The organism is Streptomyces sp. NPDC044984 (assembly GCF_040646935.1).
GTDB lineage: Bacteria > Actinomycetota > Actinomycetes > Streptomycetales > Streptomycetaceae > Streptomyces.
In genome coordinates, this window is the sequence record NZ_JBEZBE010000007.1 from 130,353 (window position 1) to 154,382 (window position 24,030).

Genomic DNA, 24,030 nt, shown 5'->3' on the forward strand with positions numbered 1-24,030 from the left:
GTCCGGTGCGGGGCGATGCGGGTGGGCCGGACGGGTTACCCGACGGCTCCCTGCTCGCGGCCCACCAGGGTCAGCAGCGTCGCCTCCGGGGGGCAGGCGAAGCGGACCGGGGTGTAGCGGCTGGTGCCGCAGCCCGCGGAGACGTGGAGGTAGGACGTGTGGCCCTCGGACGTGTGCGTGGACAGGCCCTTCACGCGGTCCGTGTCCAGGTCGCAGTTGGTGACCAGGGCGCCGTAGAAGGGGATGCAGAGCTGGCCGCCGTGGGTGTGGCCGGCCAGGATCAGCGGGTAGCCGTCGGCCGCGAAGGAGTCCAGGACGCGCAGGTACGGGGCGTGGACGACGCCCATCGAGAAGTCCGCCCCGTCCGACGGGCCGCCCGAGACCTCCGCGTAGCGGTCGCGCTTGATGTGCGGGTCGTCCAGGCCGGTCAGCTCGATCGACGTGCCCTCGATCTTCAGCGTGCCCCTGGTGTTCGTCAGGTTCAGCCAGCCCGCCGCGTCGAAGCCGTCCCGCAGGTCCTCCCAGGGGTTGTGGACCGCGCCGACGACCGGGGGGTTGCCGTTCAGGCCGTGGCGGCCCTGGACCTTCTCGATCAGGTAGCGGCCGGGATTGCGCAGGGTGGGGCCGTAGTAGTCGTTGGAGCCGAAGACGTACGCGCCCGGGAACTCCATCAGGGGGCCGAGTGCGTCGAGGACCTCCGGCACGCCCTCGGGGTCGGACAGGTTGTCGCCCGTGTTGAGCACGAAGTCGGGGCGCAGGCCCGCCAGGGAGCGCAGCCAGCGCTGCTTCTTGCGCTGGCCGCCGACCATGTGGATGTCGGAGACCTGGAGCACGCGCAGGGGGCGCATCCCGGACGGGAGGACGGGGACGGTCACCCGTCGGAGGCGGAAGGAGCGGGCCTCGAAGCCCGCCGCGTACAGCAGTCCGGCGGCGCCGGCCGCCGTGATTCCCAGGGGGATCTTGTATCGCGCGCGCATGCGTCCATCGTGTCAGACCCGGGCGGGCGCTCCGCACGCCCGTGGGTGCGAGGGCCCTTTAAATCAGCAGGCGTCACGCCTCGCACACCTGCGACAATCTAGCCATGACCACGCTCAAGTCGAAGCTGCAGGAAGACCTCAACGCCGCGATCAAGGAGCGCGACGAGCTCCGCTCCTCGACGCTCCGGCTGACGCTCGCCGCGATCACCAAGGAGGAGGTCGCGGGGAAGGAGAAGCGCGAGCTCTCCGACGACGAGGTGCAGAAGGTGATCACCCGCGAGGCGAAGAAGCGCCGCGAGGCGGCGGAGGCCTTCGCGCAGGGCGGCCGCCCCGAGCAGTCCGAGCGGGAGAAGGCGGAGGGCGAGGTGCTGGCGCAGTACCTGCCCAAGCAGCTGTCCGACGAGGAGCTGGACGCGATCGTCGCCCAGGCCGTCGAGGAGGCGAAGGCGGCGGGTGCGGAAGGACCGCGGGCCATGGGCGCCGTGATGAAGATCGTGAACCCGAAGGTGGCCGGGCAGGCGGAGGGCGGCCGGGTCGCCGCCGCGGTGAAGAAGCTGCTGGCCGGCTGACCGACGGGGCCTGCGCCGGGTGCGACGTGCGGTGCGCGGCCGGCCGGTCGGCAGGCCGGGTCCGCGTCCGCTCCCGTCGCATCGCGGGTATCGGATGTGTCGTACGACGTCGGACGGCCCCTCCCCCCGACAACGGGGGAGGGGCCGTCCGACGTGTCCGGCCGAGGCCGTCAGTCGCGTTCCTCGGGACCGTCAGTCGCGTCCCCCGGGGCCGTCGCCCGCCCCCCGGATGAAGCCCTCCGGGATGGAGAACGTCGGGTCCGGCTCGGTGCCGCCCGTGCCTCCCGTACCGCCCGTACCGCCCGTGCCTCCCGTGGCGTTGCCGCCCCCGTTGGCGTTGCCGCCGCTGATCAGGCCGCCGATGAGACCGCCGTCGCCGTTGTCGCCGTCGTCGTCACGGTTGCCGTCGCCGTCGCCGTTGTCGCCGTCACCGTCTCCGTCGCCGCGGTCAGGGTCCTGGGCGTCCGGGATGTGGACGAGGTTGAAGGACGGGGACTCCTTGCCCGAGAGGGCGCCGGTCATGGCGTCCTTCCAGATGGGACCCGGGACCGCGCCACCGAAGACGAGTGCGTGGGGGACACCGCCGATCGTGATGTTCTTCATCTCGACCTCCTGGCTCGCGCTGCCCACCCACACGGCGCCCGACATGTTCGGCGTGTAGCCGACGAACCAGGCGTTCCTGCGCTCGTCCGTCGTACCCGTCTTACCGGCGTTGTCGCGGTCGCTCAGGCCCGCCTCCTGACCCGTACCGGAGTCGACCACGCCCTGCAGCAGGGTGTTCACCGTGTCCGCGGTCTTCTCGCTCATCGCGCGCGAGCACGTCGACTTCGGGACCTCGAGCGACTTCTGCTCGTTGCCGATCTTCTGGGTGATCGACTCGATGGCGACCGGCGTGCAGTACATGCCCCGGGAGGCGAAGGCGGCGTACGCGCTCGCCATCGTGAGGGGCGACAGGCCGGTGGAACCGAGGGTCATCGAGGAGGGGACCTCGGGGATCTTCTTCCCGTTGCCCTGGACCACGCCGAGCTTGTCGGTCATGGTCACCACCGGGCACATGCCGATGTCCTCGATCATCTGCACGAAGTAGGTGTTGACCGACTTGGCCATCGCCTCCTTGAGCGCGTACGGGCCCACCTCGGACTCGTTCTCGTTCTCCAGTTTGTAGTCGGCGTCGTTCACCCAGGGCTTCTTGCAGCCGCGCACGGTCGACGGGTACGGCATCTCGAACGGGGCGGAGTAGGACTGCGTCGCCGACCGGCCCTCCTCCAGCGCGGCCGCCGCCACGAACGGCTTGAAGGTGGAACCCGTCGGGAAGCCGAAGTTGGAGCCGCCCATGGCGTGGTCGACCGAGAAGTTGATCTCCGTCTCGTCCTTGCCGTAGCCGTACGGCTTCGACTGGCCCATCGCGACGATCTTGCCGGTGCCGGGCTCGACCAGCGTGGACGCCGCGGCGACCGGGTCCGACTGGTAGACGTGGTCCTTCAGCGACTGCTGCACCGAGTCCTGCGCCTGCGGGTCGAGCGTCGTGCGGATGGTCAGGCCGCCCTGGTTCCAGATCTTCGCCCGGTCGGCCTTGGTCTTCCCGAAGACCGGGTCGCTCAGGAACACCTCGCGCACGTAGTCACAGAAGAAGGACGCGCCGTCCACCGCCGTGATGCAGCCGTTCTTCGGCTTGCTGACCTTCAGGCCCAGCGGGCTCTTCGCCGCCGCGTCGGCCTGCTCGCGGGAGATGTCGCCGACCTGGGCCATCCGCGCGAGCACGGTGTTGCGCCGCTTCTTCGCCTCCGCCTCGTCGTTGACCGGGTCGTAGCGGCTCGGTGACTGGACGAGACCGGCGAGGAGGGCGGACTCCTGGAGGTTCAGGTCCTTGGCGGGCTTGGAGAAGTAGCGCTGGGCCGCGGCCTCGACGCCGTAGGCCTGCTGGCCGAAGAAGGTGATGTTCAGGTAGTTCTCGAGGATCTTCTTCTTGCCCAGCTCCTCCTCGACCTGGATCGCGTACTTCAGTTCGGCGATCTTGCGGCCGATGGTCTGCTGGGTGGCCTGCGCGACCTTCGTCGGGTCGTCGCCCGCCTCCTCGACGAAGACGTTCTTCACGTACTGCTGCGTGAGCGTGGAGGCGCCCTCGGAGACCTCGCCGCTGCGCGCGTTCTTGTTGAGCGCGCGCAGGACGCCCTTGAGGTCGATCGCGCCGTGCTCGTAGAAGCGGGAGTCCTCGATCGCGACGATCGCCTTCTGCAGGTACGGCGAGATGTCCTTGAGGTCGACCACCGTGCGGTCACGCGAGTAGACGGTGGCGATCTGTCCGCCGTCGGCGTCGAGGATGGTGGTGCGCTGACTCAGCGGCGGCGTCTTGAGGTTGGCCGGGAGCTCGTCGAAGCTCTCGACCGATCCCTTGGCCGCCAGGCCGAGCGCGCCCACGGCGGGCAGCGCGATGCCGGCCATGACGGCCCCCGCGAGGACACTGACACCGAGGAACTTGGCGGCCTGCTGTGCGGGAGACAGACCACCGCCCGAGCGCTTCTTTGGCATGGGAGCAGCCTACGTTCTCATTTGCCGGACAAGCGTATATGCCTTGGCCTAAGCTGCTCTCAACTGTCACAGCAGTGAGGCCACGTATCAATACGCCCGGCGACCCCGAATCGTTCCGGATCTCCTCGATTTTTTTCGTACGAGTTCACGCCGAGGAGTGTTGAGACCGTGTCCGGATCCGCCTCGTGTGTCATGCGGTGTCCGTTGTGACGCAACGGAACTGACCTGGAATGCCGGGTTCGTCACGCATGTCGCCCCCTCACTCCCCCGGGTGATCTGCCGCTTACCCATAGTCCGTTCGGACCATTCAAGATTGGGCCCGCTGGGGGTGTTGCGCTGTGCCCACCTTCCGTAACGTCCTCAACTGGCGGCGGTGAATATGCCGCTGCCGCCGTGGGGGAGCCTCGATTCGGGAGAGGACGGCGCCGGTATGGGCTGGGTTACCGACTGGAGTGCGCAGGCTGCCTGCCGCACTACCGATCCGGATGAACTGTTCGTTCAGGGAGCAGCGCAGAACAGGGCCAAGGCGGTGTGCACCGGGTGTCCGGTACGCACCGAATGCCTGGCCGACGCGCTCGACAACCGCGTCGAGTTCGGCGTATGGGGAGGCATGACGGAGCGTGAGCGCCGCGCACTGCTGCGCCGGCGGCCGACCGTGACCTCCTGGCGCAGGCTGCTGGAGACCGCGCGCTCGGAGTACGAGCGGGGGTCGGGTGTCGTACCGCTCAACGACGACGAGGTGTACGAGAACTACGCGGCGGTGAGCTGAGGCCCCTCGGGGTTCCTCAGCCGCGCGCCGTTCGGAGCCAGGGCGTCGTCTAGGGCGTTTCGGGCAGCTCCGGCCGGTGGGCCGCGAGCCGGTCGCCGATGTCCCGCAGTCCCGCGAGGTCGTGCACGTCGCCGGGCAGCGCGGCCACCTCGGTCACCGCCACCTCGGGATGGAGCGCGGTGAAGCGGTCGCGTGTGCGCTGCTCGCGCGAGAGCAGCCGCATCCGCTCGGCGTGCAGCCTCAGCAGGCCCGCGGTGAGCCGGTCGACGGACCGGTCCGTGTCGCCGTCCGCGTCCGCATCCGTGCCCTTCGTGCCTGTGCCTTCGGTGTCGTCCGTGGTGGCGGGGGAGCCTGTACCAGGGGCGTCCGAAGCCGGTGTCCCGGGAGCGGGGGATGAACCGGAGGGGTCTGAACTGCCATACGTTTCGGGAGAGTTACGAAGTCCAGCTTTCCCGTCCTCCTGATCCACAATGCGGGAGTCCTCAAGATTTTCCGCGGCGGCCAGCGCACGCTCGGCCGACAGCCGGTCCGCGCCGCTGCCGTGCACCCGGTTGAGGACCAGCCCGGCCAGCGGCATCTCCTCCGCGGCCAGCCGCTCCACGAAGTACGCGGCCTCGCGCAGCGCGTCCCGCTCCGGTGCCGCCACCACCAGGAACGCCGTCCCGGGCGCCTGGAGCAGCTTGTACGTGGCGTCCGCGCGCGTACGGAACCCGCCGAACATCGAGTCCATCGCGGCCACGAACGTCTGCATGTCCTTCAGCAGCTGGCCGCCGAGCACCTTGCCCAGGGCGCCGGTCATCATCGACATCCCGACGTTCAGGAACTTCATGCCCGCCCGGCCGCCGACCTTCGCGGGGGTCAGCAGGACGCGGATGAGCTTGCCGTCGAGGAAGGACCCGAGCCGCTTGGGGGCGTCCAGGAAGTCCAGCGCGGAACGGGACGGCGGGGTGTCGACCACGATGAGGTCCCACTCGTCCCGGGACCGCAGCTGGCCCAGCTTCTCCATCGCCATGTACTCCTGCGTGCCCGCGAAGCCCGCCGAGAGCGACTGGTAGAAGGGGTTGCCCAGGATCGCGGCGGCCCGGTCGGGGTCCGCGTGCCCCTCGACGATCTCGTCGAAGGTGCGCTTCATGTCGAGCATCATCGCGTGCAGTTCACCGCCCGCGGAGTCGTCGATGCCCTTCACCCGGCGCGGGGTGTTGTCGAGCGAGTCGATGCCCATGGACTGGGCGAGCCGGCGGGCCGGGTCGATGGTGAGGACCACCACCTTGCGTCCCCGCTCGGCCGCGCGCAGACCGAGCGCCGCGGCGGTGGTCGTCTTGCCGACCCCGCCCGAGCCGCAGCACACCACGATCCGGGTGGCGGGGTCCTCGATCAGCGGATCGATGTCGAGCGTGCGGGTGGGGGAGAGGCGGTGACGGGCCGGGTCCTGGGCCTGCGCCGGTTCCGGACGACGACTCATGACATCCCCTGCTTCCGGTGCTTCCGACTCGTGACGGGGCGGGTACGGCGGTGGCTGTGGTGGTGGTGCGTGACGGGGCGGGTACGGCGGTGGCGGCGGTTGCCGCCGGGCCGCGCCGTGTGGGCGCGGCCGGTCATGACACGCCCTGTTCGCGCAGTTCCCTGGCCAGTTGGTACAGGCCGGCCAGGTCCATGCCCTCCGCGAGCAGCGGAAGCTCGTGCAACGGCATGTCGAGGGCCGCCAGCACGGCGCGCTGCTCGGTCTCCAGCGCGTACCGCTCGGCGTACTCCTCCGCCTGCGCGAGCAACGGGTCCACCAGCCGCTCGGCGTGTCCCCCACGCCGCGCGCCGCCGAGGCCGGCGGACGACAGTGCCCGCGCGATGGAGGAACGAGGGACCGCCGCCGCGAGTTCCAGGCCGTCCCCGTCCAGCACCTCCGGACGGACCATGTTCACCACGACCCGCCCCACCGGCAGCCGCGCGGCGCGCAGTTCCGCGATGCCGTCGGAGGTCTCCTGTACCGGCATCTCCTCCAGCAGCGTCACCAGGTGCACGGCCGTCTCCGGCGACTTCAGCACCCGCATGACCGCCTGCGCCTGATTGTGTATCGGGCCGATCTTGGCGAGTCCGGCGACCTCGTCGTTGACGTTGAGGAAGCGGGTGATGCGACCGGTCGGCGGGGCGTCCATCACGACGTAGTCGTAGACGAACTGCCCGTGCTTGTCCTTGCGGCGTACCGCCTCGCACGCCTTGCCGGTGAGCAGGACGTCCCGCACGCCGGGGGCGATCGTGGTGGCGAAGTCGATCGCGCCGATCTTCCTGAGGGCCCGGCCGGCGCTGCCGAGCTTGTAGAACATCTGGAGATATTCCAGAAGGGCCAGTTCGGCGTCGATCGCGAGGGCGTACACCTCGCCGCCCCCCGGAGCGACGGCGATCTTCCGTTCCTCGTAGGGCAGCGCCTCCGTCTCGAAGAGTTGTGCGATGCCCTGGCGGCCCTCGACCTCGACGAGGAGCGTCCGCTTCCCCTCCGTGGCCAGGGCCAGCGCGAGGGCCGCGGCCACCGTGGTCTTGCCGGTTCCGCCCTTGCCACTGACGACCTGGAGCCTGCTCACGTCTTCGAGCCTAAAGGCTCACCCCGCGCCCCGGCGGCTCCGGGTGGAGGTTCCCGGCCGTCGCGCCCCGCGCGAGGGGGTGGGACGGGGGCCGCGTCCCGCGCGGACGGGGGCTAGAGTCGGCCGCATGACCAAGTGGGAATACGCGACTGTGCCGCTGCTCGTCCACGCAACGAAGCAGATTCTGGACACCTGGGGCGAGGACGGCTGGGAGCTCGTCCAGGTCGTGCCCGGGCCGAACAACCCCGAGCAGCTGGTGGCCTACCTGAAGCGGGAGAAGCAGGGATGAGCGCCGTCGAGGCGAAACTGGCCGAGCTGGGCCTGAGCCTGCCGGAGGTCGTCCCGCCGCTGGCCGCGTACCAGCCTGCCGTGCGGTCGGGGCGGTACGTCTTCACCGCCGGCCAGCTGCCCATGGTGGAGGGCAAGCTTCCGCTGACCGGGAAGGTCGGCGCGGAGGTCACCCCGGAGGAGGCGAAGGAGCTGGCGCGCACCTGTGCGCTGAACGCCCTCGCCGCGGTCAAGTCCGTCGCCGGGGACCTGGACCGGGTGGCGCGCGTGGTGAAGGTCGTCGGCTTCGTGGCCTCCGCCGCGGACTTCACCGGCCAGCCGGCCGTCCTCAACGGCGCGAGCGAGCTGCTCGGCGAGGTCCTCGGCGACAAGGGCGTCCACGCCCGCAGCGCGGTGGGCGTCGCGGTGCTTCCCCTGGACGCCCCGGTGGAGGTCGAGATCCAGGTGGAGCTCACGGAGGCGTAGCCCGCGCCGGCGGCTCCCGCGACGCGCGGGGCGCGGGACCCGGCGATTTCTGCACCGTACCGGAGGTCCCGGCGTCCGGCGTGACGGCGTGGCCCGGTGACCGGGGCGCCCTGTCGCGCGGGCTCACCGGCGCACCGCCCGGCGGCGTGCGCCGGTGAGCGTGGCATCCGGTGCGCGGTTGCCGCCGTGTCCCGTCCGGCGCCCGCCGTGTCGTTCGCCGGCCCCGCCGTCTCCCTGGGCACTCGAACATCCGCCCGTCACGGGATAGCCTCCGGCCATGGTGAATGCGCAGGCCGGTGGGCAGTGGTATCCACCGGAGTGGCCGGAGCGGATCCGTGCGCTGGCGGGCGGCGATCTCACGCCGGTCGTGCCGAAGCGCGCGGCCACCGTCATGCTGCTCAAGGACACCGGCGACGGGCCCGCCGTGCACATGCTGCGCCGGCGTACGTCCATGGCGTTCGCGGGCGGCGCGTACGCCTATCCCGGCGGCGGCGTCGACCCGCGGGACGACGACCGGCACGTCCGCTGGGCGGGCCCCCCGCGCGCGTGGTGGGCGGACCGGCTCGGCGTCGACGAGGCGGGGGCCCAGGCGATCGTCTGCGCGGCCGTGCGGGAGACGTACGAGGAGGCCGGCGTCCTGCTCGCCGGGCCCACCCCCCACTCCGTGGTCGGCGACACGACCGGCGACGACTGGGAGGCGGACCGTGCCGCGCTCGTCGCGCGGGAGACGTCCTTCGCGGAGTTCCTGGACCGCCGCGGACTGGTCCTGCGCTCGGACCTGCTCGGCGCGTGGACGCGCTGGATCACCCCCGAGTTCGAGCCCCGCCGCTACGACACCTGGTTCTTCGTCGCCGCGCTCCCCGAAGGCCAGCGCACCCGCAACGCCTCCACGGAGGCCGACCGCACGGTGTGGATCACCCCGCGCGCGGCGGCCACCGCGTACGACCAGGGCGAGCTGCTGATGATGCCCCCGACCATCGCCACCCTGCGCCAGCTCACGGCGTACGCCACGGCCGCGGAGACGCTCGACGCGGCGCCCGCGCGGGACCTCACGCCGGTGCTGGCCTCCGCGCGCCTGGTGGAGGGCGAGATCGTGCTCTCCTGGCCGGGGCACGACGAGTTCACCAAGCACATCCCGACCGGTGGAGCCCCCGCATGACGGACGCGAGCACCCTTCCCGGCCAGCCGCGGGGCGGCGTCCTCTCCGGCCCCGCCACCGCGCGTGCCGTCAACGTGCTGGCCCCCAACCCCTCGGCGATGACCCTGGACGGCACCAACACCTGGATCCTGTCGGAACCCGACTCCGACCTCGCCGTCGTGGTCGACCCCGGCCCGCTGGACGACGGACACCTGCGGCACGTCGTGGGCACCGCCGAGCAGGCCGGGAAGCGCGTCGCCCTCACCCTCCTGACGCACGGTCACCCCGACCACGCCGAGGGCGCCGCCCGTTTCGCCGAGCTGACCGGCACGAAGGTGCGGGCGCTGGACCCGGCGCTGCGGCTCGGCGACGAGGGGCTGGCCGCCGGGGACGTCATCACCGTCGGGGGCCTGGAGCTGAGGGTCGTACCGGCCCCCGGCCACACGGCCGACTCCCTGTGCTTCCACCTCCCGGCCGACCGGGCGGTCCTCACGGGCGACACCGTCCTGGGCCGCGGTACGACCGTCGTGGCCCACCCCGACGGCCGCCTCGGCGACTACCTGGACACGCTGCGCCGGCTCAGGTCGCTCACGGTCGACGACGGCGTCCACACGGTGCTGCCCGGCCACGGACCCGTCCTGGAGGACGCCCAGGGCGCCGTCGAGTTCTACCTCGCCCACCGGGCCCACCGCCTCGCCCAGGTCGAGACGGCCGTCGAGGACGGCCACCGCACCCCGGCCGAGGTCGTCGCCCACGTCTACGCCGACGTCGACCGCTCCCTGTGGCCGGCCGCGGAACTCTCCGTTCGCGCCCAGCTGGAGTACCTGCGGGAGCACGGGCTCATCTAGCCGGCCGGGGGCGGTGCGCGGTACCGGCCATACGGATCACTGTGCCGCGCGGAGCACGTCCGGGGCAGGTCGTTCTCCGGGTACGGCGGGGTGAGGGTGCCGTGCGGACACGACGGAGCCCCGCTTCCCACGGGAAGCGGGGCTCCGGTGCCGGGTGTCAGCGGGAGCGCTTCGCCAGGCGTTCGACGTCCAGGAGGATCACCGCGCGGGCCTCCAGGCGGAGCCAGCCGCGCTGGGCGAAGTCGGCCAGGGCCTTGTTGACCGTCTCGCGGGACGCGCCGACCAGCTGGGCCAGCTCCTCCTGCGTGAGGTCGTGCACGACGTGGATGCCCTCCTCGGACTGCACGCCGAAGCGGCGGGAGAGGTCCAGCAGGGCACGGGCGACGCGGCCCGGGACGTCCGAGAAGACCAGGTCCGACATCGCGTCGTTGGTCTTGCGCAGCCGGCGCGCGACGGCCCGCAGCAGCGCCGTGGCCACCTCGGGGCGGGCGCTCAGCCAGGGCGTCAGGTCGCCGTGGCCCAGGCCGAGCAGCTTGACCTCGGTGAGCGCCGTGGCGGTCGCGGTGCGCGGGCCCGGGTCGAAGAGCGACAGCTCACCGATCAGCTCGCCCGGACCGACCACGGCGAGCATGTTCTCGCGGCCGTCGGGGGACGTGCGGTGCAGCTTGACCTTGCCCTCGGTGACCACGTACAGGCGGTCGCCGGGGTCGCCCTCGTGGAACAGGGAGTCGCCCCGTGCGAGGGTCACCTCACTCATGGAGGCGCGAAGCTCGGCGGCCTGCTCGTCGTCGAGCGCCGCGAAGAGCGGATTCCGCCGCAGAACGTCGTCCACGAGTTCTCTCCTTGTCGGCCTGCTCAGGGGATCTTGTTCCCCTACGTACCAGGGGACCGTGGTTCCCATTTTGCCGGACGGTCCAAACAGTGTGATCTGTCACAAGGATGCCGTACGGGCCGGTCGGGGTAAGCGTCAGGGGTCCAATTGGACGCCGGTCTTCGGGGCCCGGGGCGGATGTAGGTGCCGGGTCGTAGGCTGGCCGGGTGTCCAAATCGCCGGTGAGAGCACAGGCCGAGGGAGCTGCGCGAGTGGGTGTACGTCGCGATTCCGCTGTGGGCGAACAGGGCTCCGATGGCGGTAGGGAAACGGCGAAAACGGCAAAGGGGTCGCCGTCGAGGAAGGAACCGACGGCCCGCGCGAGCGGGGCGGCCGGGGAGACGGACACGTCGGCGAAGAAGACAGCGGTGAGGAAGACGGCGGCGAAGAAAGTGACCGGGGCGAAGAAGACAGCCGGGGCGAAGAAGGCGACCGCCGCGCGGAAGACCGAGGCCGAGAAGCCCGAGGCCAAGAAGACCGCCCCCGTCAGGAAGGCCCCGGCCGCCAAGAAGCCGCTCGTCGCCCCCCGGAAGGCGACCGCCTCCGTGCAGGCCGCCCCGGTGAAGACCGTCGGCGAGCCGGTCGGGGACGAGTCGCGCACCGCGCTGGTCCGGCGTGCGCGCCGGATCAACCGCGAGCTCGCCGAGGTGTTCCCGTACGCCCACCCGGAGCTGGACTTCGAGAACCCCTTCCAACTCGTCGTCGCCACCGTGCTGTCGGCCCAGACCACCGACCTGCGCGTCAACCAGACGACCCCCGCCCTCTTCGCGAAGTACCCCACCCCCGAGGACCTGGCCGCCGCCAACCCCGAGGAGGTGGAGGAGATCCTGCGCCCCACCGGCTTCTTCCGGGCCAAGACCAAGTCGGTCATAGGACTGTCGAAGGTGCTCGCGGAGGACTTCGGCGGCGAGGTCCCCGGTCGGCTCGAGGACCTCGTCAAGCTGCCCGGCGTCGGCCGCAAGACGGCGTTCGTCGTGCTCGGCAACGCCTTCGGCCGCCCGGGGATCACCGTGGACACCCATTTCCAGCGCCTCGTGCGCCGCTGGCGCTGGACCGGGGAGACCGACCCCGACAAGATCGAGGCGGCCGTCGGCGCGCTCTTCCCCAAGAGCGACTGGACCGACCTGTCCCACCACGTCATCTGGCACGGCCGCCGCATCTGCCACGCCCGCAAACCCGCGTGCGGCGCCTGCCCCATCGCGCCGCTCTGCCCGGCGTACGGCGAGGGCGAGACGGACCCGGAGAAGGCGAAGAAGCTGCTGAAGTACGAGAAGGGCGGCCTCCCGGGCCAGCGTCTGAAGCCCCCGCAGGCCTATCTGGACGCCGGCGGCAGGCCCGCTCCGCCGCTGGGGGCCGGATGACGGGGCGGCATGCGCGGCGGTTCTCGGAACGATCTCGAGGCCGCCGGGCGTTGAACCGCTGGGACAGGGCCGGACGACGGGGGTGGCGATGACGCGGACGAGCGGTACCCGGGGCGGCCCGGTGACGCTCAGCAGGGAAGGGCTGCCCTCCTGGCTGGACCCGGTGGCCCGCGCGGCGGAGACGGTCGCGCCGAGACAGCTGAGCCGCTTCCTGCCCCCGGAGAACGGCTCGGGTCGCCAGTCCGCCGTCCTCATCCTCTTCGGCGAGGGCGAGCGCGGCCCGGAGCTGCTGCTCATGGAGCGGGCGAGTTCGCTGCGCTCGCACGCCGGGCAGCCGTCCTTCCCCGGTGGTGCCCTCGATCCCGAGGACGGCGACCCGCAGGGTGACGGACCGCTGCGGGCCGCGCTGCGGGAGGCCGAGGAGGAGACGGGGCTCGATCCGTCGGGCGTCCAGTTGTTCGGCGTGCTGCCGAAGCTCTACATCCCGGTCAGCGGCTTCGTCGTCACGCCCGTGCTGGGCTGGTGGCGCGTGCCCAGCCCGGTGGGGGTCGTCGACCCGAACGAGACCGCGCGGGTGTTCACCGTCCCCGTGACGGACCTCACCCATCCCGACAACCGCGCGACCGCGGTTCACCCCAGCGGGCACCAGGGCCCGGCATTCCTGGTCGAATCGGCCCTCGTATGGGGCTTCACCGCCGGGGTCATCGACCGGTTGCTGCACTTCGCGGGCTGGGAGCGGCCCTGGGACCGGGACAGGCGGGTCCCACTGGACTGGCGGTCATGACAGGGTGGGCGCCGTGCTGGGTCGGACGAGGCGAGGCTTGAAGCGGTGAACGTGCTGGACATCCTGTTGCTCGTCGCCGCCGTGTGGTTCGCGGTCGTCGGCTACCGTCAGGGCTTCGTCGTCGGCATCCTGTCGGTGACCGGCTTCCTGGGCGGCGGTCTCGCCGCCGTCTACGCGCTGCCCGTCCTCTGGGACGCCTTGACGGACGACTCCGAGGTCGGTACGACGGCCGCCGTCGTCGCGGTCGTCGTCGTCATAGTCTGCGCCTCCGTCGGCCAGGCACTGACCACCCACCTCGGCAACAAGCTGCGCCGCTACATCACCTGGTCCCCGGCCCGCGCGCTGGACGCCACCGGCGGCGCCCTGGTCAACGTCGTCGCGATGCTCCTGGTCGCCTGGCTGATCGGTTCGGCCCTCGCCGGTACGACGCTGCCGACGCTCGGCAAGGAGGTCCGCGGCTCCAAGGTGCTGCTCGGGGTCTCCCGGGCACTGCCCGACCAGGCCGACACCTGGTTCGCCGACTTCTCCTCCATCCTCGCGCAGAACGGCTTCCCACAGGTCTTCAGCCCCTTCGCCAGCGAGCCGATCACCGACGTCCGGCCCCCGGACCCGGCCCTGGCGGGCAGCCCCGTCGCCCTCCGCGCGCAGCGCTCCATCGTCAAGGTGATGGGTACCGCACCGAGTTGCGGCAAGGTCCTGGAGGGCACCGGCTTCGTCTTCGCCGAGCGCCGCATCATGACCAACGCGCATGTCGTGGGCGGCGTCGACGAGCCGACCGTGCAGATAGGCGGCGAGGGCAGGAAGTACGACGCCACGGTCGTCCTCTACGACTGGAAGCGCGACATCGCCGTCCTCGACGTACCCGAACTCAAGGCGCCCGCGCTGCGCTTCACCACCGAGGACGCGAGCAGCAACGACGGCGCGATCGTCGCCGGCTTCCCGGAGAACGGGGCGTACGACGTCCGTTCCGCGCGGGTGCGGGGGCGCATCACGGCCAACGGCGCGGACATCTACCGCCGGGGCACGGTCCGCCGCGACGTGTACTCCCTGTACACGACCGTCCGCCAGGGCAACTCCGGCGGCCCGCTGCTGACCCCCGAGGGGGAGGTCTACGGAGTGATCTTCGCGAAGTCCAGGGACGACGCGGAGACCGGCTACGCGCTCACCGCGGACGAGGTCCGGGAGGACATCGCCAAGGGCCGCAGCGCGAACCAGCAGGTGGACAGCGACAGCTGCGCGCTCTAGAGCTGGAGCGGCCTCGGTCCCCGTCCCGGCTCCGGGGGACGGTCCTACGGGCCGTCAGCCGCGCGGGTGGCGCAGGCGGACGGAGACCCAGCGGGCCCTGCGGCGGAGGATGCGCGGGATTCCCACCCTGAGGTCCGTACCTGCCATCTGCGGTGCACCGCCTCGCTGGTGGGAACCCCTACCGCCCGCCGAACGGCGGTCGCGGCTTGCGTCACTGTAGTCGTGCGTCCAGCCCATACCCGGACGTCTGCCCCCGCCTCAAGGTCGATAACCGCCTCACGCGCCCCCAATTGGCTTATGCGCCGGGCAATTGGCCGATCGTCAGACAAGCGCTCGGTTCGATCACCGATCGGGTTCGGGATCCTTCAGCCAATTGATCAGTTCCGTTGAGAAAGTGACCGGATCCTCCTCGTGCGGGAAGTGCCCCAGACCGTCGAACAGCCGCCAGCGGTACGGCGCTTCGACGTACTCCCCGGACCCCGCGGCACTGCGCGTGCGCACGACCGGGTCCAGCGAGCCGTGCAGGTGCAGGGTCGGCACCCGCACGGGCCGCTTCATCCTGCGGTTGAACTGGATGCCGTCCGGGCGGGCCAGGGAGCGCACCATCCAGCGGTACGGCTCGATCGAGCAGTGCGCCGTGGAGGGGATGCACATGGCCCGCCGGTAGTTCTCCAGCGCCTCCTCGTCCGGCAGGTGCGGCCCGGACCAGTCCTGGATGAGCTCGGCCACCAGCGCCCCGTCGTCCGCGGTGAGCCGGCGCTCCGGGATCCAGGGCCGCTGGAATCCCCAGATGTGGGACATCGCGGCCGACTGCCTGGCGTCGGAGAGCAGCGCCGAACGCCAGCGCCGCGGATGCGGCATGGACGCGACCGCGAGCCGCCGGACGAGCTTGGGGCGCATCGCCGCCGCCGTCCACGCCAGGTATCCGCCCAGGTCGTGCCCGACCAGCGCGGCGTCCGGCTCGCCGAGGGAGCGGATCACCCCGGTAATGTCCAGCGCGAGGTTGGCCGGGTCGTAACCGCGCGGCGTGCGGTCGCTGCCGCCGACGCCCCGCAGGTCCATGGCGACGGCCCGGAAACCGGCGTCGGCGAGTGCCGTCAGCTGGTGCCGCCAGGTCCACCAGAACTGCGGGAAGCCGTGCAGCAGCAGCACCAGGGGGCCGTCGCCCAGCTCCGCGATGTGGAAGCGGGCGCCGTTGGCGGCGACGTCCCGGTGCGTCAGTCCGGCGCCCCCGGGGATGTCGAGGCGTACGGCCGAAGCGGGCTGCGCCGGAGGTGTGGCGGGTTCCGTCATGAGGACGAGCGTGCCACAGCCTCGACGGCCCGGGGGCCCCGGTCCTCGGGCAGCTCGGGGCGCGGGTGCGGCTTGGCCTTCTGCAGCACGCCCGCCGTCTCCTTCACCGAGGCGGCGACCTTCTGCGGACCCCGGCCCTTCTTCGCCTTCTTCGCGAAGACGATGCCGATCAGCGCGAGGAGCAGCGCGATCAGCACGTTCGCCGCGAAGGAGAGCAGGAAGCAGACCGCGAGGTTCCAGTCACTCCAGGTGCGGATGCCGTAGGCCAGCGCGAAGTTCAGCATCGGCAGGGAGAACAGGAGCAGCACCCCGGCCGCGGTGAACGCGCCGCCGCTGGTCGCGCCCCGCTTGACGTCCTGCTTGAGCTGCGCCTTCGCCAGCGCGATCTCGTCGTGCACCAGCGCCGACATGTCGGCCGTCGCCGAGGCGAACAGCTGGCCGATGCTGCGTTCGGCGCCGACCGGGCTGCCGTCGGGTGCGCTCATCGCGGTCTCCCTCTCCTGCGTACGTCCTGCGTACGTTCCTCATGCCTGCGCGTACGGTTCAGTCTTTTGTACCGTCTCGTCAGATCATGCCGGACCGTCGTGCTCCTCGCCTGCCCCGCCCGTCACTTCGGCAAGCGCGTCCCGCTCGGCGGCCTTCTCCCGGGCGAGCCGCCGGTGCTCCACGGCCTTCCGTTCGTGGATCTCCGCCATGCGCAGGTGGTACGCCGGGTCGTCCTGCTCGTAGACGTCCGGGACGCCGCTGAGGTCCTCGTCGCGCTCCTCCTCCTCGGTCAGCCTGCGGTACTTGGTGTTCCGTATCTTCAGCAGCACCGTCGCGACGACGGTGGCGATCAGCGAGCCGGCCAGGACGGCCGCCTTGACGCTGTCGGTCATCGACGCGTCGCCCTCGAAGGCGAGTTCCCCGATGAGCAGCGAGACGGTGAAACCGATCCCGGCGAGGGTCGCCACCGCGAACACGTCCGCCCAGGCGAGGTCGTCACTGAGCGACGCCCTGGTGAAGCGTGCCGTCAGCCACGTACCGCAGAAGATGCCGAGCGTCTTGCCGACGACCAGTCCGAGCACCACGCCGAGCGTCTCGGGCTGGGAGAACACGTCGGTGAGGGCGTCGCCGGAGACCGTCACGCCCGCGCTGAAGAGAGCGAACAGCGGCACCGCGAGGCCCGCCGAGAGCGGACGGACGAGGTGCTCGATGTGCTCGCCGGGGGAGTGCTCCTCGTCCTCGTGGCGGTGGCAGCGCAGCATCAGGCCCATGGCGACGCCGGCGATGGTGGCGTGGATGCCGCTGTTGTACATCAGCGCCCACACGACCAGCGCGAGCGGCACGTACACGTACCAGCCGCGTACGCCCTTGCGCAGCAGCAGCCAGAAGACGGCCAGGCCGGCGACGGCGCCGCCGAGCGCCGCGAAGTTCAGGTCGTCGGTGAAGAAGACCGCGATGATCAGGATCGCGAACAGGTCGTCGACGACGGCGAGGGTGAGCAGGAAGGCCCGCAGCGCACTCGGCAGGGAGGTGCCGATGACGGCGAGCACGGCGAGCGCGAAGGCGATGTCGGTGGCGGTGGGCACGGCCCAGCCGGCCAGGGAACCGCCGCCCGCACCGCTGGTAAGCGTGTAGACCAGCGCGGGTACGGCCATGCCGCACAGCGCGGCGGCGACGGGGAGCGCGGCTGCCTTGGGGTCGCGCAGATCACCGGCGACGAGCTCGCGCTTGAGCTCGATCCCCGCGACGAAGAAGAAGACCGCGAGCAGCCCGTCGGCGGCCCAGTGCGCCACGGACAGGTCGAGCCCGAGGGCCTCGGGACCGAGGTGGAAGTGGCTGACGCTCTCGTAGCTGTCGTGCAGGCCGGGTACGTTCGCCCAGATCAGCGCGGTGACGGCGGCGAGGAGGAGCAGGATGCCGCCGACGGTCTCGGTGCGCAGCGCGTCCGCGACATATGACCGCTCGGGCAGGGAGAGGCGTCCGAATGCCTTGCGGGGGCTGGGGGTGCGGGGCGCGGTCACGGGGAGTTCCTCTGGTCGGCGGGCAGCACGAATCGTGTGCCGACCAGACTTCCCGGCGCCCCATGAGACAGCTTTTTGCTTAGTTTAGCTAACGTGCTCCTGGGGTGCACCCGGAGTACGCGGCGGCGCGCGTCGGCACCCGGCGCAGGAGTGCGCCGGGTGCCGACGTCCGGCTGGGTCCGGCCGGTGTCGCTCAGTCCTCGCCGGGCGCCTGGGGCAGCTTGGCCTGGATGAGATCCATGACCGTGCTGTCGGTCAGCGTGGTGACGTCTCCGAGCTGGCGGTTCTCCGCGACGTCCCGCAGCAGGCGGCGCATGATCTTGCCGGAACGGGTCTTCGGCAGCTCGGCCACCGGCAGGATCCGCTTGGGCTTGGCGATCGGGCCGAGCGTGGCGCCCACGTGGTTGCGGAGCTCGCCGACGAGGTCCTCGCTCTCCGCCGCCGTGCCGCGCAGGATCACGAAGGCGACGATCGCCTGGCCGGTCGTCTCGTCCGCCGCGCCGACCACGGCCGCCTCGGCGACCGACGGGTGCGAGACGAGCGCGGATTCGACCTCGGTGGTGGAGATGTTGTGCCCGGACACCAGCATCACGTCGTCGACCCGGCCGAGCAGCCAGATGTCGCCGTCGTCGTCCTTCTTGGCGCCGTCGCCGGCGAAGTACTTGCCCTCGAACCGCGACCAGTAGGTGTCGATGAACCGCTGGTCGTCGCCCCAGATGGTGCGCAGCATCGACGGCCACGGCTCGGTCAGGACCAGGTAGCCACCGCCGCCGTTCGGTACCTCGTTCGCCTCGTCGTCGACGACGGTCGCGGCGATGCCGGGCAGCGGGGTCTGGGCGGAGCCGGGCTTGGCGTCGGTCACGCCCGGCAGCGGCGAGATCATGATGCCGCCGGTCTCGGTCTGCCACCAGGTGTCCACCACCGGGGTGCGGTCCGCGCCGATGTTCTTGCGGTACCAGATCCACGCCTCGGGGTTGATCGGCTCGCCCACCGAGCCCAGCACCCGCAGGCTGCTGAGGTCGAACTTGGCGGGGATGTCGTCGCCCCACTTCATGAACGTGCGGATCGCGGTGGGAGCCGTGTAGAGGATCGTCACGCCGTACTTCTGCACGATCTCCCAGAAGCGGCCCTGGTGCGGGGTGTCCGGGGTGCCCTCGTACATGACCTGGGTGGCGCCGTTGGCGAGCGGGCCGTAGACGATGTACGAGTGCCCGGTGACCCAGCCGACGTCGGCCGTGCACCAGTACACGTCGGTCTCCGGCTTGAGGTCGAAGACGGACCAGTGCGTGTACGCGGTCTGGGTCAGGTAGCCGCCGGAGGTGTGCAGGATGCCCTTCGGCTTGCCTGTCGTCCCCGAGGTGTAGAGGATGAACAGCGGGTGCTCGGCCCCGAACGCCTGAGGGGTGTGCTCGGCGCTCTGCCGCTCCACCACCTCGTGCCACCACACGTCCCGGCCCTCGGTCCAGGCCACGTCCTGGCCGGTGCGGCGGACGACGAGGACGTGCTCGACGGTGCCGGCCTTGGCGACCGCCTCGTCCACGGCCGGCTTGAGCGCGGAGGGCTTGCCGCGCCGGTAGCCGCCGTCGGCTGTGATGACGACACGCGCGTCGGCGTCCTGGATACGGGTGGCGAGCGCGTCCGCCGAGAAGCCGCCGAAGACGACGGAGTGCGCGGCACCGATGCGGGCGCAGGCCAGCATCGCGATGGCGGTCTCCGGGATCATCGGCATGTAGACGGCGACCCGGTCGCCCGCCTGGACGCCCAGCTCCAGCAGGGCGTTGGCGGCCTTGGAGACCTCGTCCTTGAGCTGGGCGTAGGTGATGGCGCGGCTGTCGCCCGGTTCGCCCTCGAAGTGGATGGCCACCCGGTCGCCGTGCCCGGCCTCCACATGCCGGTCCACGCAGTTGTAGGCGACGTTGAGCTCGCCGTCCTGGAACCACTTGGCGAACGGCGGGTTCGACCAGTCCAGGGTCTCGGTGGGCTCCTTGGCCCAGGTCAGCCGGCGGGCCTGCTCGGCCCAGAAGCCGAGCCTGTCAGCCTTGGCCTGTTCATACGCCTCCGCCGTGACGTTGGCGTTCGCGGCCAGGTCGGCGGGGGGCGAGAAGCGACGCTCCTCCTTCAGAAGGTTGGCCAGGCTTTCATTGCTCACGGCATCTGCCTTTCCCAGGGTGTCCGTTGTGTCCCAGGCCACAGCTCATCAGACCCGGGGGTGCGCTGACAAGGGCCGACGGAAAATTGGTTTAGACCTGTCGGGTGGGGTGGTGCGAGGCGCGCCACCCCTCCCCACGGGGCCCGGAGCAAGCCGGTTCAAGGTGTGTAACGCCTCTCACACCCGGACGGGCCCCCTCACATCGTCAGGTCCGCGGACCGTACCCGGCCGAACACCTTCTCCTCGTCCCGCTCGGTGAGGAGATACGCCTGGGCCTCACCCACGTGGAAGTACATGCCGTGCAGCTCCAGAGTCCCGTCCTTCATGGCCCGGGCCACCGGTTCATGGGCGCGCAGATGCTCCAGCTGCTGCACCACGTTCGTCAGGCAGAGCTGCTCGACCGCGTCGGCGGGTGCCCGCCCGGCCAGCCGCGACGGGGACCCGCTGTCGTCGCCCATGCGCTGCAGGCTCGGCCGGCCGTGTCGCAGCCAGCGTCTCAGCGGGGTGCGGGCGCCGTCCGGCTCGGTGTCGAGCAGCGCCTGCATCGCACTGCACCCCGAGTGTCCGCACACCGTGATCGACCGGACCGCCAGCACCTCCACGGCGTACTCGATGGCGGCCGCCACCGAGTCGTCGCCGCTCTCCGCGCCCGGCGGTGGCACGAGGTTGCCGATATTGCGCACCACGAACAGATCTCCCGGACCACTTGCCGTGATCATCGAGGTGACCACCCGGGAGTCGGCACAGGTCAGGAACAGATGTGCGGGCCGCTGTCCCTCGCGCGCCAGCCGGGCCAGCTCACCCCGCACCAGGGGGGCGGTGTTGCGCTGGAACGCGCTGATGCCGCGCACCAGTGCGTGGCCGCCGGTTTCGGCCGGCTCCGGTTCCCCTTCGGCGGCTCCGTCCGTCACCTCCGTTCCGTCCGCTCCCTTCGTTCCGTCGGTGCCGCCCGGCAGTGGGTCGCCGCCCGGCAGGGGGTGCGGGCGTTCGCACTGGTGGTTGCGCCAGGCCGTCCAGGGCCGGCAGCGGCAGCCGGTGTCGGACGCGTCGGCCTCCTCGCTCCCGTCGGGCGGGTGCCCGGAGGTGAGGGCCGCGGGTTCGGCGATCCGGACCCCGGCGCGGCGGCCGGTGATCTCGACGGTGCCGCCCCGCGCGGTGTGCGTGCTCTGCCAGTCCTGCAGTGTCTCGTACGCCGCGTGGTCCATGAAGGAGCCGTCCAACGCCACGACCACGTCGGCTCCTTGGGGCACGAGGTGCAGGGCCCGGCTGAGCCGGGGCACCGCGAGGAACGTCAACTGTCCTCGTACGTGTACGTGGTGGACTCCTTCCTGCTCCTCGTGCGTGATCCGGGTGCGGGTGAGCCGGTGCAGGGCCACGCCGACGGCGACGGCGATGCCCAGTGCCACGCCCTCCAGGACACCGAAGGAGACGACGCCGAGGGTGGTCGCGGCGTAGACCAGGACTTCGCGGTGGCGGGTCACCGTGCGGATGTGGTTCAGGGACACCATCTGGATGCCGACGGCCATCACCAGGGCGGCGAGCGAGGCGAGCGGGATGAGCTCCAGGAGCGGGACCATCAGCAGCGCGGCGATCACTACGAGAACGCCGTGCAGCATCGTGGAGTTCCGGCTCACGGCACCCGCTTTGACGTTCGCGGAACTGCGGACCGCCACCCCGGCCACCGGGAGTCCGCCGAGTGAGCCGGAGACGATGTTGGCCGCGCCCTGGCCGAGCAGTTCGCGGTCCAGGTCGGAGCGCCCTACATGGCCGGGCCCTGGGCGGCTGGAGACCAGCTTGTCCACGGCCACGGCGCCGAGCAGCGACTGCACGCTGCACACCAGCGTCGTGGTGAGCACGGCGGCGGCGAGGCCGAGCACGGGCCCTTCGGGCAGCCCGGCCAGGGCGTGGTTGTGCCAGGAGGGCAGATCCACCTTGGGCAGGACGAGGCCGGCCGTGGCGGCGACCGCGGTGGCTCCGGCGACGGCGACGAGCGCTGCCGGAACCGCGCGGAGAACGCGTCCGGCGCGGCCCGGGAGCCGGGGCCAGAGCAGCAGCAGGGCCAGGGTCAGCAGGCTCACCGACAGGGCCGCGGGATGCAGGTTCGCCAACTGCGCGGGAAGAGCGAGCAGGTTGTCGGGGACGGAGCTCTGCGGAGTGCCGCCGAGGACGATGTGCAGTTGGGCGACGGCGATGGTGACACCGATGCCGGCGAGCATGCCGTGCACGATCGCGGGGCTCACGGCGAGCGCGCCGCGCGCCACGCGCAGGCAGCCGAGGCCGAGCTGGGCGAGTCCGGCGAGGACGGTGATGGCGCAGGTCGTCCGCCAGCCGTAGTGCTGGATGAGGTCGGCGGTGACGACGGTGAGTCCGGCGGCGGGACCGCTCACCTGGAGCGGGGAGCCGCCGATCCGCCCGACGACGATTCCGCCCACGGCGGCGGCGACCAGGCCGGCCTGGAGCGGCGCGCCGGTGGCGAGGGCGATGCCGAGGGACAGCGGAAGGGCGATCAGGAAGACCGCGACCGAGGCCGACAGGTCGGCTCCCGCGATACGCGGGCGTGGAGGGCCCGCCGGTGGCGGGCTGTGGGGCGGGTGGGCGCGCTCGGTCCGATCCGAGTCGGCAGCGCGGGCGGGAACGCAGGCTGACACGGTCTCTCCTCTCCCGGATATCAACAATCCGTAAACGGATCGTAATTGAGAGTAAAGGACTGGCATAGACTTTCCGGGCAAATGGATGAATCAATCACTCAAGCGAGTGATGTGGCTATTTCATCGGCTTGTCGTATTAATTCCTTCTCTCTTCCGTGTGACCTTGACGGCGCTGCCGGCGTGGGCCGGCACGGCACCAGGCAAAGCCCTCATCGAGCTCGGCCCGAGAGAAGGAAGAAGGTGGGCGGATGGCCGCCACCCACAGAATCGCCACGGGCACCGTGATCGTCGCGGTCTGCGCCGCCTCGCTCGCCGGCTGCGGGACCGGCACCGACAGCAGCGGCGAGCAGGCCCATGACCGGGAGAAGGCCAAGCCGGCTCCGGCACCGAAGAACGTCGTCCGGCTGATCGGCGACGGCTCCACCGCGTACACCGGCGCGCAGCCTCACCTGCCCCGGCCCGAGCGGCTGAAGCGCGGTGAGAAGCCCCCGCAGTTCGTGGTCTTCTCCTGGGACGGTGCGGGTGAGGACGGCCAGAAGCTCTTCTCGCGTTTCCGCAAGGTCGCCAAGGAGAACGACGCGACCATGACGTACTTCCTGAGCGGCGTGTATCTGCTGCCGGAGGAGAAACGCGATCTGTACCGCCCGCCGCGGCACCTCCCGGGCCGCTCCGACATCGGCTTCAACGACCAGGAGGGCATCGCCGACACGGTGAAGCAGCTGCGCCTCGCCTGGCTCGAGGGCAACGAGATCGGCACCCACTTCAACGGGCACTTCTGCGGCAGCGGCGGTGGGGTCGGCGAATGGTCGGTGGCGGACTGGAAGGACGAGATCGCCCAGGCCAAGCGCTTCGTGAAGACCTGGAAGACCAACGCCGGCATGAAGAACTCGGCCCCGCTGCCCTTCGACTACGACAAGGAGCTGATCGGCGCCCGCACCCCCTGCCTGGAGGGGCAGGAGAACTTCATGAAGGCCGCCCGCGACCTGGGCTTCCGCTACGACACCAGCGGGGTCAACAACCAGGTGTGGCCGAAGAAGAAGCAGGGCCTGTGGGACCTGTCGATGCAGCTCGTACCCTTCCCCGGACACTCCTTCGAGCAGCTCACCATGGACTACAACTTCATGGTCAACCAGTCCGGCACCCCCCAGGGCGACCCCGCCAAGCGCGAGATGTGGGGCGACCAGATGCGGGACGGCCTCCTCCAGGGCTTCGAGCGGGCCTACAAGGGCAACAGGGCGCCCCTGATCATCGGCAACCACTTCGAGTCCTGGAACGGCGGCACCTACATGCGGGCCGTCGAGGAGGTCATCGAGGAGGTGTGCACCAAGTCCGACGTGCGCTGCGTCTCCTTCCGGCAGCTGGTGGACTGGCTGGACGCCCAGGACCCGGAGACCCTGGCGAAACTGCGCACGCTGGACGTCGGCGAGGCCCCGGAGAAGGGCTGGGAGTCCTTCCTGTCCGGCGGTTCCGCACCGGCCCCCAAGGGGGTGCCCGGAGCCCCGGCCCAGAAGCGGTGA

Annotated in this window: 21 protein-coding genes; 10 read left to right on the forward strand and 11 right to left on the reverse strand. The window is 71.1% G+C overall.

Annotation, left to right across the window (positions count from 1 at the left end):
- Window positions 1–35 precede the first annotated feature (35 nt).
- Window positions 36–977 carry a metallophosphoesterase gene (locus AB0A94_RS10135; RefSeq protein WP_361741661.1) on the reverse strand — a complete coding sequence of 314 codons (942 nt, stop codon included), beginning with the start codon at window positions 975–977 and terminating at the stop codon, window positions 36–38.
- A 104-nt stretch (window positions 978–1,081) separates the two neighbouring features.
- Between AB0A94_RS10135 and AB0A94_RS10140 the strand changes: the two genes are divergently transcribed.
- Entirely contained in the window at window positions 1,082–1,546 is a 465-nt protein-coding gene (locus AB0A94_RS10140; protein ID WP_361741664.1) for a GatB/YqeY domain-containing protein, read from the forward strand.
- Window positions 1,547–1,738: 192 nt separating this feature from the next.
- Here the strand turns inward: AB0A94_RS10140 and AB0A94_RS10145 are convergent, their stop codons facing one another.
- Entirely contained in the window at window positions 1,739–4,075 is a 2,337-nt protein-coding gene (locus tag AB0A94_RS10145; protein WP_361741667.1) for a transglycosylase domain-containing protein, read from the reverse strand.
- Between the two features lie 430 nt (window positions 4,076–4,505).
- On the opposite strand from AB0A94_RS10145, the gene wblA reads away from it, so the two are divergent.
- Entirely contained in the window at window positions 4,506–4,844 is a 339-nt protein-coding gene (gene wblA, locus AB0A94_RS10150) for a transcriptional regulator WblA (RefSeq protein ID WP_217127992.1), read from the forward strand.
- 49 nt (window positions 4,845–4,893) lie between these two features.
- Here wblA and AB0A94_RS10155 read toward each other — a convergent pair whose 3' ends face one another.
- The gene (locus AB0A94_RS10155; RefSeq protein ID WP_361741670.1) at window positions 4,894–6,306 is read right to left on the reverse strand and encodes an ArsA family ATPase; all 1,413 of its coding nucleotides are present in this window, start codon (window positions 6,304–6,306) and stop codon (window positions 4,894–4,896) included.
- Window positions 6,307–6,439: 133 nt separating this feature from the next.
- A complete protein-coding gene (locus AB0A94_RS10160) occupies window positions 6,440–7,417 on the reverse strand; it encodes an ArsA-related P-loop ATPase (RefSeq protein ID WP_361741672.1) in 978 nt (325 codons plus the stop codon).
- A gap of 127 nt (window positions 7,418–7,544) precedes the next feature.
- Here AB0A94_RS10160 and AB0A94_RS10165 point away from each other — a divergent pair, with 127 nt between their 5' ends.
- From AB0A94_RS10165 to AB0A94_RS10180, 4 genes are all read left to right on the forward strand, one after another.
- On the forward strand, window positions 7,545–7,706 hold the full coding sequence (locus tag AB0A94_RS10165; RefSeq protein WP_142194045.1) for a DUF4177 domain-containing protein: 162 nt from the start codon (window positions 7,545–7,547) through the stop codon (window positions 7,704–7,706).
- Window positions 7,703–8,170 (forward strand): RidA family protein, encoded by a 468-nt coding sequence (locus AB0A94_RS10170; RefSeq protein WP_073936669.1) that lies wholly within the window; start codon window positions 7,703–7,705, stop codon window positions 8,168–8,170. Before AB0A94_RS10165 ends, AB0A94_RS10170 begins: the two co-directional genes overlap by 4 nt.
- A gap of 277 nt (window positions 8,171–8,447) precedes the next feature.
- Window positions 8,448–9,329, forward strand: coding sequence for an NUDIX hydrolase (locus AB0A94_RS10175; RefSeq protein WP_361741676.1), 882 nt, complete (start codon window positions 8,448–8,450; stop codon window positions 9,327–9,329).
- The gene (locus tag AB0A94_RS10180) at window positions 9,326–10,156 is read left to right on the forward strand and encodes an MBL fold metallo-hydrolase (protein ID WP_361741679.1); all 831 of its coding nucleotides are present in this window, start codon (window positions 9,326–9,328) and stop codon (window positions 10,154–10,156) included. The genes AB0A94_RS10175 and AB0A94_RS10180 overlap by 4 nt, the downstream gene beginning before the upstream one ends.
- Before the next feature lie 157 nt (window positions 10,157–10,313).
- Here the strand turns inward: AB0A94_RS10180 and AB0A94_RS10185 are convergent, their stop codons facing one another.
- Window positions 10,314–10,988 carry a Crp/Fnr family transcriptional regulator gene (locus tag AB0A94_RS10185; RefSeq protein WP_006132548.1) on the reverse strand — a complete coding sequence of 225 codons (675 nt, stop codon included), beginning with the start codon at window positions 10,986–10,988 and terminating at the stop codon, window positions 10,314–10,316.
- 431 nt (window positions 10,989–11,419) lie between these two features.
- Here AB0A94_RS10185 and nth point away from each other — a divergent pair, with 431 nt between their 5' ends.
- The 3 genes from nth to AB0A94_RS10200 all read left to right on the forward strand — a co-directional run bounded on the left by nth (window position 11,420) and on the right by AB0A94_RS10200 (window position 14,417).
- Window positions 11,420–12,388 (forward strand): endonuclease III, encoded by a 969-nt coding sequence (nth, locus tag AB0A94_RS10190; protein WP_361741990.1) that lies wholly within the window; start codon window positions 11,420–11,422, stop codon window positions 12,386–12,388.
- 88 nt (window positions 12,389–12,476) lie between these two features.
- The gene (locus AB0A94_RS10195; RefSeq protein ID WP_361741682.1) at window positions 12,477–13,172 is read left to right on the forward strand and encodes a CoA pyrophosphatase; all 696 of its coding nucleotides are present in this window, start codon (window positions 12,477–12,479) and stop codon (window positions 13,170–13,172) included.
- Window positions 13,173–13,217: 45 nt separating this feature from the next.
- The gene (locus AB0A94_RS10200) at window positions 13,218–14,417 is read left to right on the forward strand and encodes a MarP family serine protease (protein ID WP_361741685.1); all 1,200 of its coding nucleotides are present in this window, start codon (window positions 13,218–13,220) and stop codon (window positions 14,415–14,417) included.
- A 54-nt stretch (window positions 14,418–14,471) separates the two neighbouring features.
- Here the strand turns inward: AB0A94_RS10200 and AB0A94_RS10205 are convergent, their stop codons facing one another.
- The 6 genes from AB0A94_RS10205 to AB0A94_RS10230 form a co-directional block, all read right to left on the reverse strand.
- Window positions 14,472–14,654 (reverse strand): hypothetical protein, encoded by a 183-nt coding sequence (locus AB0A94_RS10205; RefSeq protein WP_361741688.1) that lies wholly within the window; start codon window positions 14,652–14,654, stop codon window positions 14,472–14,474.
- A 105-nt stretch (window positions 14,655–14,759) separates the two neighbouring features.
- On the reverse strand, window positions 14,760–15,710 hold the full coding sequence (locus AB0A94_RS10210) for an alpha/beta hydrolase (RefSeq protein WP_361741691.1): 951 nt from the start codon (window positions 15,708–15,710) through the stop codon (window positions 14,760–14,762).
- Window positions 15,707–16,195, reverse strand: a complete 489-nt coding sequence (locus AB0A94_RS10215) for a phage holin family protein (protein ID WP_361741693.1) — start codon at window positions 16,193–16,195, stop codon at window positions 15,707–15,709. Before AB0A94_RS10215 ends, AB0A94_RS10210 begins: the two co-directional genes overlap by 4 nt.
- An 84-nt stretch (window positions 16,196–16,279) precedes the next feature.
- The gene (nhaA, locus tag AB0A94_RS10220) at window positions 16,280–17,716 is read right to left on the reverse strand and encodes a Na+/H+ antiporter NhaA (RefSeq protein ID WP_361741696.1); all 1,437 of its coding nucleotides are present in this window, start codon (window positions 17,714–17,716) and stop codon (window positions 16,280–16,282) included.
- A gap of 193 nt (window positions 17,717–17,909) precedes the next feature.
- A complete protein-coding gene (acs, locus tag AB0A94_RS10225; protein WP_361741699.1) occupies window positions 17,910–19,865 on the reverse strand; it encodes an acetate--CoA ligase in 1,956 nt (651 codons plus the stop codon).
- Between the two features lie 197 nt (window positions 19,866–20,062).
- Complete coding sequence (locus AB0A94_RS10230; protein ID WP_361741701.1) at window positions 20,063–22,513, reverse strand: SulP family inorganic anion transporter; 2,451 nt, start codon at window positions 22,511–22,513, stop codon at window positions 20,063–20,065.
- 248 nt (window positions 22,514–22,761) lie between these two features.
- Here AB0A94_RS10230 and AB0A94_RS10235 point away from each other — a divergent pair, with 248 nt between their 5' ends.
- On the forward strand, window positions 22,762–24,030 hold the full coding sequence (locus AB0A94_RS10235) for a hypothetical protein (protein WP_361741704.1): 1,269 nt from the start codon (window positions 22,762–22,764) through the stop codon (window positions 24,028–24,030).